The 18,962-nt window shown below is 35.4% G+C and carries 9 protein-coding genes; 6 read left to right on the forward strand and 3 right to left on the reverse strand.

Annotated features, from left to right (window positions below):
* Window positions 1-357: 357 nt before the first annotated feature.
* The 4 genes from HNP90_RS03440 to HNP90_RS03455 all read left to right on the forward strand — a co-directional run bounded on the left by HNP90_RS03440 (window position 358) and on the right by HNP90_RS03455 (window position 9,783).
* Window positions 358-3,198: an ATP-dependent helicase gene (locus HNP90_RS03440; protein WP_011976468.1), complete on the forward strand. Its 2,841-nt coding sequence runs from the start codon at window positions 358-360 to the stop codon at window positions 3,196-3,198.
* Window positions 3,188-6,247 carry a site-specific DNA-methyltransferase gene (locus HNP90_RS03445; protein ID WP_011976469.1) on the forward strand — a complete coding sequence of 1,020 codons (3,060 nt, stop codon included), beginning with the start codon at window positions 3,188-3,190 and terminating at the stop codon, window positions 6,245-6,247. The genes HNP90_RS03440 and HNP90_RS03445 overlap by 11 nt, the downstream gene beginning before the upstream one ends.
* Window position 6,248: 1 nt before the next feature.
* On the forward strand, window positions 6,249-9,437 hold the full coding sequence (locus tag HNP90_RS03450; RefSeq protein WP_011976470.1) for a DEAD/DEAH box helicase family protein: 3,189 nt from the start codon (window positions 6,249-6,251) through the stop codon (window positions 9,435-9,437).
* A gap of 148 nt (window positions 9,438-9,585) precedes the next feature.
* Entirely contained in the window at window positions 9,586-9,783 is a 198-nt protein-coding gene (locus tag HNP90_RS03455) for a hypothetical protein (RefSeq protein ID WP_048059353.1), read from the forward strand.
* A gap of 10 nt (window positions 9,784-9,793) precedes the next feature.
* Here the strand turns inward: HNP90_RS03455 and HNP90_RS03460 are convergent, their stop codons facing one another.
* Both HNP90_RS03460 and HNP90_RS03465 read right to left on the reverse strand, forming a co-directional pair.
* Window positions 9,794-10,216 (reverse strand): EVE domain-containing protein, encoded by a 423-nt coding sequence (locus tag HNP90_RS03460; RefSeq protein ID WP_258558914.1) that lies wholly within the window; start codon window positions 10,214-10,216, stop codon window positions 9,794-9,796.
* Window positions 10,217-10,664: 448 nt separating this feature from the next.
* Window positions 10,665-12,698, reverse strand: coding sequence for an ATP-binding protein (locus HNP90_RS03465; RefSeq protein ID WP_011976472.1), 2,034 nt, complete (start codon window positions 12,696-12,698; stop codon window positions 10,665-10,667).
* Between the two features lie 1,060 nt (window positions 12,699-13,758).
* Here HNP90_RS03465 and HNP90_RS03470 point away from each other — a divergent pair.
* Together HNP90_RS03470 and HNP90_RS03475 are read left to right on the forward strand one after the other, a co-directional pair.
* Window positions 13,759-14,151 carry a hypothetical protein gene (locus tag HNP90_RS03470; protein WP_011976473.1) on the forward strand — a complete coding sequence of 131 codons (393 nt, stop codon included), beginning with the start codon at window positions 13,759-13,761 and terminating at the stop codon, window positions 14,149-14,151.
* Window positions 14,152-14,721: 570 nt separating this feature from the next.
* A complete protein-coding gene (locus HNP90_RS03475) occupies window positions 14,722-15,483 on the forward strand; it encodes an EFR1 family ferrodoxin (protein WP_011976474.1) in 762 nt (253 codons plus the stop codon).
* Between the two features lie 8 nt (window positions 15,484-15,491).
* Here the strand turns inward: HNP90_RS03475 and HNP90_RS03480 are convergent, their stop codons facing one another.
* A complete protein-coding gene (locus HNP90_RS03480) occupies window positions 15,492-16,538 on the reverse strand; it encodes a hypothetical protein (protein ID WP_048059352.1) in 1,047 nt (348 codons plus the stop codon).
* Window positions 16,539-18,962: the final 2,424 nt, after the last annotated feature.

Raw genomic sequence — 18,962 nt, forward strand, 5'->3', positions numbered from 1 at the left:
TCCTTTGAGTTGTTGATTGTCATGGTATCACCTGAAAAACGGTTATTTTGGGGTTAAATACGTCAAAAAAGTTAATGTGATAATTTGGTATGTTATAATTGACATATTACTAAATGTGGCCATAGGAACGGTTCCCGTAATAAAATACGGGTTACAGAAATGAATTACGGCGAATTTCAATAGGCTTACTCAACAAAAAACTTTATTGGGGGTCATGGTTAACGTAACACGTCAGATTAAACCGAACTGTTCGTTTTAATCGAGTATTTTCCCGTTTAAATCGCAATGTTTTTAATGGGGGGTGAATATAACGTAATAGGTATATTATAACAGTTACATTTTACGAGGGGGATGTAGATGTACACGACACCATATAAATTAACAAAAAGCCAAATGGATGCTATAAAATACGTTGAATCACCATTACTTGTTGTTGCAGGCCCAGGTACTGGTAAAACGCGAACAATAATCGAAAAAGTTGTCTATCTGGTTGAAGAACTAGGATATGATCCAAATAAGTTATTGGTTGTGACTTTTACCATTAAAGCTGCCGATGAACTAAAGGATAGGCTCAGAAAACGATTGGGTGATCGTGTTGAAACAATGCAGATTTCTACTATACACTCATTTTGTCAGCGAATGCTAGAAATGTTTCCAGAATATCACAATTACGGAAGCGTCTTTGAGGTAATGGATGAGTTAGATCAGTTTATTTACGTTGACAATAACTATCGTGGGTTTGGGCTTAACGGCATTGAAGAAAGGCTCGAAACGGGCAAACGGATTAGATTTGTTGATAAGTTAACTAATTTTTACAACCTGTTAACGGAAAATGATATAGATCCCATAGCGCTCAAAACGTATTATTCGGGTAAACGTTCATTAAAGACTGAAGAACTGCTTACTGAAAGTTATGAGTATTATGAAGCGGAACTTGATAAAACCGATCCAAAAAAGTTAGATTTTGCAATGCTACAAAAACAGTTTTACCACATGTTACTGAATAATGAGGACGCATTAAACTCAGTAAGAGAAATGTTTGATTACATTTTTGTTGACGAATACCAAGATACTAACCCGATACAGGATGCCATTATACGATTGATAGCAGAACCCAAATTCAATATCACTGTTGTGGGTGACGAAGATCAGAGTATTTATGGATTTAGGGGGGCATCGGTTGAAAACTTTAGGCAGTTTTTGGAACGGTATTCTGGACCTGAAAAAATCAAGGCGCACATGATAAAACTTGAGGAAAACTTCAGATCCCCTGAAGAAATAGTGGATGCGTTTGATAAATTTATGGGGCCACACCGTACTTTCGAGAAAAAAATAATTTCTAAAAATGGACATTACAGCGATCCTGTGTTAATTGTTTCGGAATCGCCCGAAGAAGAATCAATAAAGATTGCAGAATGGATTGAAAAATTGATAACAAAACACAATGTTGACTACGGCGATATTGCGGTACTGTTCAAAAGTGTTAGGAATCATGCAAATGAACTTGTTGATGAATTAATGGAACGTAATATCCCTTATGTGGTTTATGGTGACAGTTCATTGATAGATCAACCGGAAATACGGTCAGTGATCCACGCTATGGCATGCATTAATGAATATGAACTTAATGAGAAGGTATCTCGAAACAGGAAACTAATGTCATTATTGGATTATGACATATTGGGTTCTGATTTGTTGAATTTGGATGAAAAAACAGTCGAAAAATTAGACTATCGTGGTGAACCACACAAGTTTTGTGATGTTTATAATTATGAAGGCCTGAAAAACCAAGGTATCGCTACTAAAGACATAGATACACTTATAAATATCAAAAATATCCGCAATAAAGATGTGAAGAAACCACAGCTTGACATTTTTTATGAACTTATGGATGCTACAGGTTATCTTAGGAGATTATTTGAAGCTTCAAAAGACGAAGCAGACAAGTACAATGCTGAAAAAGCGGAACTACAACTGAAAAACCTTGCGAAATTTACCACGATTTTGGAGAAATTCAAGAAAAACACTGGTTCCAACAGCTTCAAATCTTTCATATATTTACTTACAAAAATTCCAGATAATAAATTAGAGGATGCAGCATCACCGGAAGGTCAGGATGTAGTAAAAATAATGACAATACACCAAGCTAAAGGCCTTGAATTCCCTGTTGTGGTACTTGGAGGGGTTACAGAACGCCGTTATGGTGCAAGAGCCGATGATAGGTTAGTTAACATTCCAAAGCAATTTATGATGAATAAACATGATGTTGATTTTGATGAAGAAGTTAGGCGGGTATTTTATGTGGGAATGTCAAGAGCACAAAAACTGCTCACAATAAGTGCAATTGACGGAAGAAATCGAAAAATGTCAAAATTTATTGGTGAAATTGGAGATTACAAGTTTATATCTCCGTCAGCCTTCACTGCCACATTTGGTGAAGATGATCATTATGTGCCTGTGGACGAAAAGATCAGGATGACTTATTCATCGGTAAATTACTACATGGACTGCCCATTTAGGTTTTATTTATACTATGTGCTTGGATTTGTAACACCTGAATGGGAAAGGCAGATTTATGGCAGTATTATACACAACTGTCTAAAAAAACTACACATTATGATGTCGGAAGGCAAAAACATCAGTATCCGCGATATCATGGGTATTGTAGATAAGTACTGCAAGGAAGAAAACACAAAAAAATATCGGAATAGCGTAATTGACCTTGTTAGGGATTACCACAAGAATGCAAAAGAGTTTATCGGCGAAATTGTTGATGTTGAAAGACCATTTACATATATAAATTCTGATCTAGTGGTAAATGGTCAGGCAGATCTGGTTATCCGTAATAAAAACGGTGAATTGTGTATATTGGATTTCAAATCCATGACAAAAAAGGGTATCGAATCCACAAATGTTGAAATTCAACTTCAAACGTATGGGATGGCATTGAGTAAAGTGTATCCTGAACCCATAAGTCATTTGATTGCATATTCTATCGAAGACAACCACATGCAACACATTCCAAATAGTGAGGAAGGAATTCAAAAAACACAAAAATTAATAATGAATGTCGAAGATTCAATAAATAATAAGGAATTTGAGCGAAACTGGGGATGTAAGTTTTGTAATACAACAGAGGGTAAATGTCCATTTTATGGTCTTTGTTACAAATTAGAAGGTGCTAATAATGGTAAATAACGATAAATTAACGCAAATGCAAGCTGTTTTACGAAACCTATTTCAATTCGAGGAATCCGATCTTGATTTTGGGATATACCGAATTATAAACATCAAACGTAATGAAATAAAGAAATTCATTGAGGAAGATTTGATTAACATTATTCAATTACAAATGAAATCGGTAGAAGATACAAAAGAAATCGAAAAGAAGATTGATGAGCTGAAAAGTCAATTGGAAGGGGTATTCGGTAAAAAAATTGATGCAATTGTGAAGTTACATGGAGATACCGATGGAGTTAAAAACTATCTTGGTTTACAAAAGCTGCTGAATCAGTCTAAAAATGAAAATTCAATCGAAGAAGGAATTTACGAAGATATTATCAACTTTTTTTCACGATATTATGACAGTGGAGACTTTATTTCCAAAAGAAGATATTCAAAATCGAATAAATATGCAATACCATACAACGGTGAAGAAGTGTATCTCTACTGGGCTAATAACGACCAATACTACATAAAAACCTCGGAAAACTTCCTCAATTATTCGTTTAAGCTTGGTTCATTGAGTGTTAACTTTGAAATTAGTTCGGAAGATACAGAAGTTGAACAAAACAACGTTAAATCATCGGATAAAAAATTCTTTATTTTCAACAATCTAGAATACAACCAAGATTCTAAGGAACTAACGGTTACATTTGGATACCGTGGCCTTACAAAAGATGAGGAAAACGAAGTAAACAAAATATCTGGTAAAAAAACCGTTACAAATGATACGGTAAATGAATTCAACGTCGAAAAAATAACTGAACAGATTGGGATTTACGGAATTTCGAGTTTATTCAAAAAACACCTCAAAATGGACGGCACAATGTCGGATAAATCGGAAATCGAATGGCACCTAAATAAGTACGCTACAAAGAACACATCTGACTATTTCATCCACAAGGACTTGAAGAAGTTTTTAACTGGTGAACTTGACTTTTACATCAAAAACGAAATGTTTCATCTCGATAACGTTCTTGAGGACAATTGGAACAAATATGACATCGAACTTCGTCGTATAAAAGTATTCAAAGAAATTTCTCTAAACATAATTGACTTTTTAGCACAAGTTGAGAACTTTCAGAAGAAACTATGGGAAAAGAAGAAATTTGTGGTATCTACGGATTACTGTATCACTCTTGACCGTATTGACAAAAAACACTACTCAAAGATCCTTTCTAACCATTCACAACTTGATGAGTGGAAAACACTGTTTGATTTTGATGTTAATGTGAAAACCAAGGATTCAAAAAGCAACTTGTTGGGATACACAAGTACAGGAAATCCTGAAATTGAACTACTGGTACAAAATCCAACTTTAACCCTTGACACGAAATTCTTTGACGAAGACTTCAAATACGAACTTTTGAGTGAAATTGATAATTTAGAGGATAATATAACAGGTATTCTCATAAATTCTGAGAACTTCCAAGCTTTGAATTTGTTGCTTGAAAAATATCGTGAAAAAATTAAGTGCTGTTATATCGATCCACCCTATAACAAAGGTTATGATGGATTTATTTATAAGGATAATTTTAAACACAGTAGTTGGAATTCATTGATCTATGATCGATTAGCACTATCTAAGAATTTAATTCGGGAAAATGGATCTATTTCAATAAGTATTGACGATGATGAAGAACATAATTTAACGGCTTTGGCAGATATGTGTTTAGGGAATGAAAATAGGCTTGCAAAATTAATATGGAATAGGAATCATTCAGCACAGGCAGGCTTTTTCAAATTATATCATGAGTATGTATTGTGTTACTCTAAAAATCGGACACAGTTTAATGCAATATTGGGGGCAGATGGAAAAATAATAGCGGGAGCACAGAAAAAAGAATCTAAACGGCACAAACTTCAAGAATTTACCTTTCCAAAAGGAACCCGATTTGAAGCTGAAGATGGTTTCGAGTTAAACGGCACCTGGGGTGGTGTAGAATCTACTGAATTAATAAATGGAAGAATGATGTGCAAAGGCAATAAATTAGCTGAAGATGTAACTCTAAAAGCAGGTTGGACTCAACTTAACCAGATGAATAAGTATTTCTATAGTGATGAAGAAGTTTTTGACACCAAAAATCAGAAAGTTTTGGAGTTTTTCTTTAGTTCTACGGGAAAATTAAAGTATGTAAAAGAAAAAACGCATGAAATACCCTCAACCGTTCTTAATGAAATGGGAACTGCAGGTCAGGCTAGCAACGACTTAACAAATATTTTAGGCTATTCTATAGATTCCACTCCAAAATCGATCAAACTAATGGAATTTATTATAAATTATTTGGCAGATGAATCATCTTTGGTGCTTGATTTCTTTGCTGGATCAGGAACAACAGGACACGCAGTAATTAATTTAAACAAAGAAGACAATGGAAAAAGAAAATTTATTTTAGTTGAAATGGGGCAGTACTTTGATACGGTACTCAAACCAAGGATTCAAAAAGCAATTTATTCGGAAAATTGGAAAGACGGAAAACCACTGGATAATAATGGATCAACAAACCAGATTATAAAATACCATAAATTAGAACAGTATGAAGACACATTAAACAATATCGAATTCAAAATACCTACATTGACAGCTTTGGAGAGCAAAGATTACGCAATCAAATACATGCTTGAATTTGAATCAAGAGATAACAATGTATTCTTAAATTTGGATAATTTGGACAACCCTTTCAATTATATTCTAAAAATCGAACAAAATAACGAGATCAAAGAACAGAAAATCGATTTAATTGAAACATTCAATTACATTGCAGGAATTACTGTAAACAAGATCTATAAAACGAATAGCGATAACGTAAGCTATGTTGTAGTTAGTGGAAAACGTAACGGAAACTCTGTAATCGTAATTTGGCGAAACAAGGATGATAAATTCGATCCAACTGCAGATAAGGATTTCGTTGAAAATAATATTCTTACAGAACAGGTAGATGAGATATTTATGAATGGAAATTCACTCGTAACTAATGCAAAACCACTTGATGAAGTATTCAAAGCAAACATGTTCGGGGATTAACATGGCAAGAGCAAAACAACAACGAAAGCTACAAAATCACCTGCTATTGAACCGCTACATCAGCTCATTGTTCGGATTCAAAAAACTAGACGACTTTAGGCGAAAACTAGACGATATTCCGGAAGGAATAAACCAAAACGGTAAGTTTTACTTTACTGAAGTTTTACAGAATTTGAACATTAATGATGAACTAAGGCAAAAATTGGAACAATACGATGAAAATATTCAGGAGTACTTGAACAAGATAAATGAAAAAAGAGAAACTCCAATCTTGTTGAAATATTACCAATATCTGGCAGTATTATTTACGGAATTGTACCTGGATAAGTATTACAACGAATTTGATGTATTTTATGATGAATTAATCAATTATGCAGAACATATGCGGGAAGTGGAAAGGGATAAAAACGTTCCTTATCCAAAAGAAAATGGGTTAAATAAATTAGTTTATTGGGCTGCAACGGGTAGCGGTAAAACGATAATCATGCATATCAATTATTTGCAGATAATGCGGTACAATAAAACATCGTATGATAATATACTGCTGATAACACCTAGTGAAAGCCTAACTGCGCAACATATGGCCGAATTAAGCATAAGTAATATTCGAAACCGATGTTTTAATTTCCAGCTGAATTTAGATAATTTTGGAGTTCAGAACCCAATAATTGTAATCGATAACTACAAACTAAAACAGGATGTGAAAACTCAAGATGGTAAATCCGTACCTGTTGAATTTTTCGGTGAGAATAATATTGTATTCGTTGATGAAGGTCACAAGGGTAGCGGGGGAAAAGAGTGGAAATCAAACCGGGAATCGCTTGTTGGTAAACACGGTTTCATTTTTGAATACAGTGCAACTTTTGGCGAATTAGCGGCTGATGATGACTTGTTTGAGGAATATGCAACATCTATAATTTTTGATTACCGATACAAGTACTTTTATGAGGACGGTTTTGGAAAAGACTACAGTATACTGAATTTGAGGAATAAAAACGATTATGACAACGATGAATACCTCGTAGGCGCATTATTGTCATTGTACGAACAGAAAAAATACATGAATGACAATTCAAGAGGGATTCGAAAATTCAAACTGGAAAATCCGCTCATGATATTTGTTGGAAGTAGTGTTAGTGGCAAAAAAACCGAGTCAGATGTATTGAATGTGGTTAAATTCATTGCAAAATTTGTAAATGAAGAAAACTCAATGAAAAAATGTATAAAAAACATATTTACTAACAAATCATCTATTGTCGATGAACATGATCAGCCGATCTTTAACCGAAAATTCTCCTATTTACGGGAGCTTATACGAAACAACCAGTTAAATATCGATGAAATATATGATAACGTCATATCTGATCTTTTTTACGTTAAATCATCAAAAATTCTGGAATTTGTAGATATAAAGAAAGCAGAAGGGGAAATAGGTCTTCGGTTTGGACACGATGCCGATTACTTTGGTGTGATAAATATTGGGGACACTGCATCGTTTATTAAGCTCGCCGAATCCGAAAATGAAAATGAATACTTCAAAACCGATATAAAATCCAATCTCGAAAAAACACTATTTGGAAAAATCGAAAATAAAAATTCCAAAATAAATTTCCTAATTGGCTCCAAGAAATTTATCGAAGGTTGGAACTCATACCGTGTATCCTCAATGTGTTTACTAAATATTGGTAAAAAAGAAGGGGCACAAATTATCCAGCTATTTGGTAGGGGGGTGCGTCTTAGAGGTTATGAAAACTCACTTAAACGTAGCCAATACCTAAAGGATCACAAAAGGTTAGATGATTCGATAATAGTGCCTGAAAAATTGGAAATACTCGAAACATTGAACATATTTGGAATGAACGCAAATTACATGGAGGTATTCCGTGAAACTTTGAAAGGAGAGGGCATTTCAGAATACGAAACGTTCAAACTCAAAATAAAACCAACATTACCGGGTTTTAATCTATATATTCCTAGAAAAAGTAAAGATGCAGGCGAATTCAAAGATGAAGTCCAAATAACAACATATAATAATTTCAAATCTACCGTGGGTCTTGATTTGAGATCAAAAATTGAACGGCTTGATTCAAAAGACAAAATAGCCGAAACACATGGCGATTCAACAATAAAAGAACTACTGTTTACTGATGAAATCGTTTCTATGATGGATTTTGATAGAGTTTACCTTGAAATAATGAAATATAAGGGTTTAAAGAAATATAGTAATATGTATTTTACAAAAAAAGACTTAATTGAGCTCATAAATAAAAAAGCCTACTATATTAGATGTAAGGAAGAAATACTCGAAATAACAAAAGATCATAATCTCGGAAAACTTCAAAAATTAGAAGATTATGCAATTCAACTTCTAAAATCAATGGTGGATAAAATATATGGTCAAGAAAAACAACGGTGGTATCAAAAGAACCTCAGTTATGAGGTCCTCGATGAACAAGATCACCGTATGATCCCTGAAGACTATATATTCACTATAAATTGTACAGAACGCGATCTAAAATGGGATATGAATGAATTCACGGATACATTAATAAAATATGTCCGCAAAAACGCTTCATCCGACGACGATGTAATATATTCTGAAAATAGCTCGTTTGGATATGACGAAGCTACCATTTTGGAATTTTTTGCAAACGAAACGCATCTATTCCAACCGCTAATTTACAAAAACGAAGATGAACGTCTGAAATTTATCAAACTATCGCCCACAGCGCTTGTTGAAAGTGAAAGGAAATTTTTGAATTATCTGACCGAGTATATTGAACGAAATAAGGATAATTTACCATTTGATCGCGCATATCTTCTTAGAAATCCATCGAGGACAGGAATTGGATTCTTTGAAACAAAGGGATTTTATCCTGATTTCATACTATGGACTATCAATGGAAATAAACAAAGCATTGCGTTTATAGATCCAAAAGGACTTATGCTGATGAATCAGGATGATGAAAAATTAAGGCTTTATGAAGACATTAAGCAAATACAAGATAGTATTAATAAACGTGGGGATATCCAACTAAATTTAGATGCCTTTATAACCTCGGTTACAAATTACAGGGATCTAAAAACCCAATGGGATGCGACCAAAGATGAATTGGAAAATAAAAACATATTATTCTTAGAAGACGGCCACGAATGTATACGCAAAATGTTCAATAAACTGTATGCGTAACTTTTCCTAACTTTTTTTATTTATTATCTTTTTTTAACCTCCGTATCGCAATTCTTTCTAACATTTAATCCATATATTCTAACACATCGATGAAGTATATATACCATCCAGAATGCGGTTCAATTACAAACGAAAGGAGGTGAGGATGATGGTAAATTTTTGTTATAATAACAGTCAGACGTTGGAACATGAGGTCAGACACCGAATAGATTATAAATTGAACAAAGCATTCGAGGAAAAAGAATATGGTTTTATATTGCATATACTGTCTCAGCTTGAACTACACGAACATAAAATGGAATGTACAAACAAACCTAAAGAAGTTATGTTCAATCAAGAAGAATAAATAAAATGTGTTATTTACCGTTTCGAATGGTGTTAAAGTCTTTTTCGTTTAACGGAACCATCGCACGTCGCAATGAACCTGACCACTGTTTTTTATTTTTTATAAACTCCAACTTTTCTACAAGCGGTTTGAACAGAATCGGCGATTCAAACACTTCTATTTCCTTTAATTTAACTCTCAAAGGGTACGTTTCATTTGGATTGCGAGGATGTGCTCCAAATATCTTTTTTCCATCACGATTAACGTCTGAAGTGACTTCATAAAGTCCACGAATGTATTGTGGTTTGGGTTCTTTTCCGGTTATACCCATTTCGTAAATCAGCAACATATCGCCTTTTTCAACTTTCGCAATCGTGTTTTTGTACATTTCAGAAACGCCCCAGACTTTTTTGTCTTTTACAACGTTCCAGTTTTCTTCGTTTGTGATACACATGAAGTAATTTGTCAGAATAACCACCACCGATATAATATAATCAATTATTCTGTTACTATTGTAACTTAACATTTTCGAAATTATTGCAACATGACTCTAAATGGTAGGGAAAATGTTCACAAACCACCATAGATTCAAAATCATACGAATACGCTAAGTAGCGACAGTTTCAATTTTATGAGCTTTTCAGTACTCGTCGATCGTGTAGTTTCGAATGTTTGATATTCAGTTCAGAATTACATCGGCAAGAAGGCAGTATTATTCAGTAACCTGGTTAACGTTCAACAATTTAACATATTGGTGTAAACAGCCAGTCGATAAGATCACTGAACCACCATAGATTCAAAATCTTACACGAACGTACCGTAGCGACAGGAACACATATGCGAGAGTTTCGCTACGGGCGTTTCAGGTATTTTAGATATGGTGAAATAAGTTCCTAATCGTCTTAGATATCAAACACTGACTTCGAATTAAATAAATTTTTCAAGGGGTTATCCACTTTGATTGATAATGTGTATAACGCACACGCATCCTTAAAATCTCGCTCATTAACTTCAGTATCTAACCTGGCTTTCGCAAATGCGGTTGAAAGCCTAATTATTGTTTCAACCAGACGCGTTGATGTATTTTGATTAGCTCTTCTGTTAACGTAATATTCAACAATCGAATCTTCAACCGATTTAGGAACTTTAACGGACAGTGTCCTTGTGTATTCAATGAAATCCAGTAAAAATTCTCGATTAACCGTATAATCTCCAATATCTATGGTTTTATCCAATAAGCTATCGGGATTGACTGATCCGAGGTTATGGTTTCTAATCGTTTTTCGAGCAATTTCAGCATCAAGTTCCTTGTTTTGACCAATACCCATGTCAAATATCAAGTCAAATCGATCTATAACTGGTTTAGTTAGCTCAATCTGTTCAATTAATCCTTTTGTATTGTCCCAACACCCATTTCGAGGGTTACATGCAGCAAGAATTGCAATTTCCGCAGGTAGGCATATGTTTAATCCTGCTTTTGAAATGTGGATTTCTTGAGATTCCATCGCCTCTAAAAGATGTGTTGACATCTCTTTATTTACCGTTAATTCATCAAGTGATGCAGTTCCACCGTTTTTACAGACGAGTAATCCCGGTTTAGTTACCCAGCCACTATCACCAACTGAAGTTCTTTCTTGTTCCACAGCTGCCGTTAATCCAACACCCGAGCTTCCTGTAATCGATCCGTATATGTTTTTTGGAAGTTTTGACACGGTACGAAGCATTTCAGATTTACCTACTCCCGGATCTGCAACTAACAGGATATGTAAGTTATTACGGTTTAATCCAACGGCGCCTTTCAGCTGTTGAAGTAGCAGCGCTTTTTTTACGTCTTCGTGACTATGGATTGTCGGGATCAGTATTTCAGAGAGCTTATCGAGTAACTTGATATCGTTTTTGGAACAGTACTCAACAACCTGTTTTATGTACGTTATTTTGTTTTCGTCCAATCTATCGACTATAATATCTTCGACAGCCGCAATACTTTTAGCGTAAATGTAAATATCGTAGATAAGTCCGTTTTTCTGTTTTCTCTTGAACGGGATTCCGATAACATTTAGTTTACCGCTAAAGAGTCCCGGTGAATTCTCAAAGAACACGGTAATGTATTTTGGAGGTTCCTGTGGGTTATCCATTGTTTCTAACGGTTGCTGTAACTTAATTTCCTGAATATCGATATAATCAGATTCCAATTCGTTCAACATCATTTCTTTTCCACATTTACACCACACCTTTGAAATGTCCTCAAACATGTTGTCAAGTGTTTCTTCCCGATTATTGCCGCAACCACATGTGTAAGCACCTTTTTTTAGCATTACCTTTTTAGATGACGCAATTGATATGATACCTTCAAATTCTACGACTTTTCCGATTTTAGCAGAGTTTATGTCTTCGATATCACATTTGTATTTATCAGGTAGGTTCTGAATAACGATTCCATCACAATCGGGTTTTTCATTCTTCAATAACCTGTAAGCTTCAGTATACGCTTCCGAAAACATTTTGAAGACGTCATTGGGACTGCTATCGAGTTTATTCAGCAGAAATTTATCGGTACCAAACTCCTCTTGAAAGTCAACGATAACCGTTTTACCGCTTTCAATCTTTCTTTTGTGTTTATCCAGCAGGTATTTTACAATGTCAGATAATTCAGTTTCCGATTTATGTAAATAACCAGATTTATCTTCGTAAAGTATGTCGGCATCCATTAATTGGTTTATGTATTTGCTATATGTGGACCGATGTAGTCCTGCACTGAGTAAGATCCCCTTTAGATCTTCAACGGCAATATTCACGTTGGAATGGGTATTGAATATGTAAAGGATCGTGTCTCGAGCAGTAGGCTTTTCACCGTTATTTGTTTCTTTATACGATTTAACTGATTTTATAATCTGTTCTTGCAGTGTTTCTGTTAGTGCTATTTTTTCGTTGACCATTTCATGCCTCTTCAACTGATTGGTAGTGTATTTGCAGTGTTTATTCTCAAAATACCACTGATGAAGATACTATATAAATACAACTAACCAAAACGTTAGAAAAATTTGGCAGGGTGAATCAAAAACGAAAGTCATCGAAAGTAAAACAAGCGAGTATCACAGTCTAATGAACTAACAAAGTGATATACCGCGTTACTCCTGAGCAGTAACACAAGAGTAACAATGATACAATGATGGTAACACAAAATAGACAGTATGAAAAAAGTAATTCGCAATCCAAAAAGAAGCCTGTAGCAACGTTACCTGACATAATAAGTGATAATAGAATAATTAGTATATGTATATATGTAAATGTTATAGTGGTTCTTAGGATATATACTTACCGGTTTTCGGTACCTAACGTTCCGGATAGATAAACATCGGATCTACAACAACGATAACTCTATTTTAGTAATTTTGAGTAAGCTGTATCGAGAAATTTACTGATATAGTGAGCTTTGGAAATTAAAGAAACGTGTTCACTCTAGAAATTTATGAAACACGATTTCGCGGGCTTTGACGAGTACCAAACTCACGCTGCTTCTCAATCACATAATATATGATAGCGTAGGCTATAGGCGAAGTATTCACGTAGCGCTTCTGATTTAGAGATATAGCGAATACCAAACCGTACAAAATCAAACAACTAAAAGTGGTGATCTATGTGGATATTCAAACGCGTTTAACCCGATAATAATGAAAACATGTCAGCTGCGAGTATTTACGATACTCTAGGATTCTACATGACGATTCCAAGAATGTGTGATCGAAATTCACGTTTTCAGCTGATTTCTCTCTACGTATTCCAAAACGCAGCGTTAATAGATGATATACTAGTGAATAACCAATATCGAGGTGATATAATGACACGTTGAACAATATACCCTACTAATGAGCGTATATGTGGTAAATATCGATGTAAACCACACTATAACTCTAAACATACACGATGACGCACATTAGTGAGTCAGAACTGATGAAATAACAAAATTTGATAAAACAAACAAAAAATGGTGAAACTATGAAAACAACTGAATTAACTATACCGTCACTTGCGGCAACCGCATTATCACACAAAGGCTTATGCGGAAGGGGATACACAAAAATTAGAAACCAGATAGATTCCGAGTACTGGGAGATTGGTTCTAAACTTCTCGAGGAATGGGAATCAAACACGTCATTAAACATGTATTCGGTAACTGCTGAATTGTACCACGCTAAAGAGTTTAACTTTAAGGGTAAACACTATGGTATAAACGTTATTGGAAACGGTAAGGTAAGAAAAATGTGTATGGACATTGCAGCGGTAGAAATGGATCTTAATCGGAAAATGGATAAAAAATACGAATCGATGTTGAATGATATTATATGTAAATTACAGAAGTACGATTTCGAAACTCAAGAGATGTGTTAACCAAGTAATTTGTGTATCAACACATTACTTTGGATCCATCCGATCTGATTACATCGTCAAGAAGGCGATGTATTATTCAGTAAATATATACAATGTTCATTAAGCGAATTTAGAAACGTAAACAGCCGGTCGATACGATTAACAAACCACCATAGATTCAAAATCTTACACGAGCGTACCGTAGCGACAGCTTCAGGTTCATCAGCTTCCTAGTATGTGTTGAACATGAGTTGGTTTCGATGTTTGACATCACATTATAATTACATCGTCAACATGGCGATGTATTGTCTGACACGAGTTTAACGATTTATACGAAACTCAATAATGTATGCTGAAATGTACAAGATTACGAAACTGTGTTCTAAACGTTGGGACGAAACAATCAATGAACCATCATGGATTAAAATGTTGGTATCAACGCTTCATAACAACTGTTTTAGAAATGCGAGCTTTCCCGTACATAACGTTCAGCGCCATGAACCACACAGACAATACGCGACAAATTCTCTCGATATCATAATTTATATGATGTAGTTCATAATCGGTATGTAATAAGAAGAGAGTGGTTAAATGAAGATATTTTATTTTACAGGTACTGGTAACAGCCTGTACGTGGCTAAACGAATTGGTGGAGAACTTTATTCGATACCACAGGTGTTAAAAGACGGTAATCTCGAATTCGAAGATGAAACAATCGGTATCGTTTTTCCATGTTATGCTTTTGGTGTTCCACGACTTGTTGCTGAATTCATCAAACGTGTAACGTTAAACGCTAATTACGTTTTTGCTGTAATGACGTACGGTAATATGAGTGGATCGGGACTAAAACAGCTCGAAGATCTCGGAAAACAGTCAGGTATCACATTTAACTATACTAACGAAATCTGTATGGTTGATAACTATCTGCCGCTTTATTCAGTTGAAGAACAGTTGAAACACGAAAATAAGAAGCTTATCGAAGCCCACGTAGAAAATATCGTTAATGATATACGCAATCAGAAAACGAAATGCAAACGAAAAGGAATAGTGATGGACACCGTTTCCAAGTTAGTTTACCGATTCGTTTATGAAAATAAGCTCGATATGGCAGACAAGAAATTCATCGTTAACGAAAACTGCAACGCTTGTAAATTGTGTGAGAAGTTATGTCCTAAAAATAACATTTCAGTAACGGATAAACCGGAATTTTTACATCGCTGTGATATCTGTTATTCGTGTATCCACAACTGTCCGCAAAACGCGATTCACTTGAAAAACGAAAAAAGTAGTATGCGATTTATCAATCAACATGTAACCGTAAACGAGATAATCGATTCAAACGATCAAAGTTAATGTTATAACTATTCGGATTCTGTATTCTCGCTAGATAACTTTTCCATATACTTCTCACGAATCTTTGATAGTGTTTCACCAGTTTCCTTAAGCACTGCGAAGTTGTATGTCTGGATACTCGACCATCCGTAGACACTCTTTAGCCATGTTTGCATTGACATCTCGGTAGCGACAGCTGTTTGCATTGGTATTTTACGAACATCAGCTGATCCAATTGACATTTCAGTAGGGATAACCGATACATTTCCGTTTTTCAACAGAATTGCTTCAGCGTTATGATCTTTCGCTTTTATCACGTCACCAGGTTTTACAACGCCCCATTCAAGCATGTCACTAATTTTAGGTAACGAACGTCGTGTGATGTCTTTAGTTTTCTTTGATACGTATTTTGCTTTATCCATCAGGTTAACGTAGTAATCTTCGTATCCTGAAACCGGTAGAATCTTTTCAGCGTTTATATAACATTCATTGTTGATTTTGTACGGTGTTAACTGAAAACAGTTCATATCAACGTTATTCTTGTTCAACCACGCTACCGCTGACAGTGTTTGTTCGTCGTATTCACCTGCAGCGAGAATGATTCTCTGTTTCTCGTTAAATTTGGTAACATCGTTCGCATCTAAAAATTCGTTAAGTTTACGAATTCCTAATTCATATGATGTGAGCTCACCGATTTCGTATTCATTGCGGTATTTCTCGATGTATGGTGCGTAGACCAGTTTAACTAACTCATCGGGACTTTCGACTTTCGCATAACTTGCAGCGTATCGAATTGCCTGAAACTCGAACGCTTCTTTACGGTTTTCGATGTCTTTCTTATCTCGCTTAATCTCGATTAACACAATGTTTCCGTTGTTGTCGACTGCTGTAAGATCACTTCGACCGTTTTTCTCGTTTTTAACCTGTCGTCCAACAATCAACAGTGATTCTTCATCATCACACAGCATATCGATACTGCATCTCAAGATCTCTTCAATATCGTTTTCGTTCATCCCAAGTTGCGAAAACGTGGTAGCTTCGACTTTCGCTGCCTTTTTGTTAGTGATACTGTACATAATTACTGCACCCCGATCCCCGATAACCATTACGGTCGTTAAAATGATTTGTAACTGTACAGTACTATTCGAATGGTTGTTATTTATGCGTTGTTAATTAACACAACTGATTATTGTGAAATGATTATACCGCATTCGTTAGCATTGCTACCGCAACCTGAAACGTGTTTACAATATCAAAAAAAAATTTATACTCCTGAGCAATTTGACGTCGTAGTGTTACGATACGTCACAAGTGAGAATTTATTTTTCCTCCTCAACTATGACTCGTCGTAGTACCAAAGTGTTATATGTTGTCTCGTTGCGTTGCCCACTCGTTGTTCGTGTTACTCACAACTCGTTGCACTCGCATTGGGCGCTCCGCGCTATAATTATATATAATACGTAAAAAAAATATACTCCAATCTTATACGCTAATCGTATAAAACTGGTAGCTTACGTCTGGTTATGTATTCGGTAAAGTGTTAACCAGTATTTTTACTCACCGTACGATATCACTTAATTCCCGGCTTTACTAACTCAGTACGTTGTCTTGTACCTTTACTCTACACTTCAGAGTTTGTTAGTTTACGAATCGACAGTTCGAAACGACCGTAACCTCAAGCATGTCTACCGTTATCCAGTTATGCGGGTGTACTCTGATTGAACCATTTAAACTCATCGGGTCCGCTTGTGTTCACGTAATCACCGACTTGAGGTGATTATCACTGAGGGTATACAGAGGGATGTTCAGACCTACACACATATACCATTGTACTACGTTAGTTTGTACAATGAGAGTTAATTTCCGTTTAGTTAAGTGAACAGAGTACCGTATTCTCTTGTCCCGCAAGTCCTTCTACGTTTTGTTGTACTTTGTAATCTTATATGGGGAAGTCGTAGTGAGTATATATACTTTATCGAAGTATGTACATGAATTGATTGTCATCGTCACGATGTAATCCCAGCGTAGTTTGCAGAGCTAAAGCGTTATTATCGTAATTGTATGGCGAATTAACCAACTAATCATCTCAACACGTTTTTACATCCCTGTAGCTTACGGTTTATCTGTATTGGTTAGCGTTCGTTATTCACAGTAGTTCATAACTCACTTTTAGCAGGGTATACTCAAGCTGATTAATTCACATTAACTTTTGAGATCACTAACTGTAATTTTGCGTAATGCTAATGCTCGTTGTTCTATGCTATCGCAACTCGCATTTACCGAACGTACTGCTGATTCAACTGCTACGTACTATTTCCAGAGAGCATTTCATGTGATGGTACGGTAGTGATAGTTATTTGGTAATGTATGCTGTATTTCACTCACGTTTCAGCTTTCAGTACATTTACGGCAATTCTCGGCATATCATCGTTCGTTATTCACAGTAGTTCATAACTCACTTTTACCGAAAAATACTCAAGAGTTAATTACCTCGTGCTGATAACGCCGTTTAAATATTGTTGATGTATTTGTGTGTTATTTCACGTTAAAAAACACATTAAATCTCGTAATGGTTTACAAAGCGGTTATGTTCGAGTATGTTATGGTTTAACCGTAATCAGCAGATATATCATGTATTTCACTTACCGTATTTTCTCTGATATCGTCGCTCGTTGTTCTCTGCTATCACAACTCACTTTTACCCGGGATACCACACAGTTTAGTAACTACTGAGACGTTATTTGATTGTAACCGTATTGCATGACCTACAGTTATCTCGAAGTGGATTACCAATGTACCGTACCAGTCAAGCCTTCGGCTAACCGATTCGTTAACGTGGTGAAAAGAGTATTCGTAAACATTACCTTAACACAGTGAGTTATGTTCAAAGTCGCGTTCGCTGTACGCTGTACGCTTTACGCTTTTTGAACTAACTCATCTACTCACTGCTTCGCCCACTCGGTGTTCGTCAACTCACACCTCATTACACTCGTATTGGGCGCTCCGCGCTATAATTATTATATATTACATATCAGTTGTTTATAGTCTAATCTTATGTACATTTTACATAAAATGACTTGCTTACGTCCGGTTAGTTAATCTGATAAGTGTTAACCGGTATTTTGTTCATCTGTATGATATCACCCAATTCCCGGCGTTATTAACACAACATTACACTTACATGTGTGTTAACTTACGAAATGAATCTGACCAAATCGACCATAACCTTGAGCACGTTTACCATTTTTCAGTTATGGTTACATGACTCCTGATTGAACCATTTAAACTCTCATGTCCGCTTTTAACTTCACCAACCTACTGTCGGTGAGGGTATCTGAGGGATGTTCAGGCAGTACGTTATAACCACCATTGCACTTTTGTAGCGCAATGTGAACGTTTAATCCAATTTAATGGAATTTCATATGTTCTCGTGTCCCGCACGTTCTTCCATATGTTAGTAGTAACTCTATCACAATCGTTGATACCATATATATGTTATT

Origin of the sequence: Methanococcus maripaludis (assembly GCF_013760955.1) — an archaeon.
Taxonomy (GTDB): domain Archaea; phylum AGJL01; class Methanococci; order Methanococcales; family Methanococcaceae; genus Methanococcus; species Methanococcus maripaludis_A.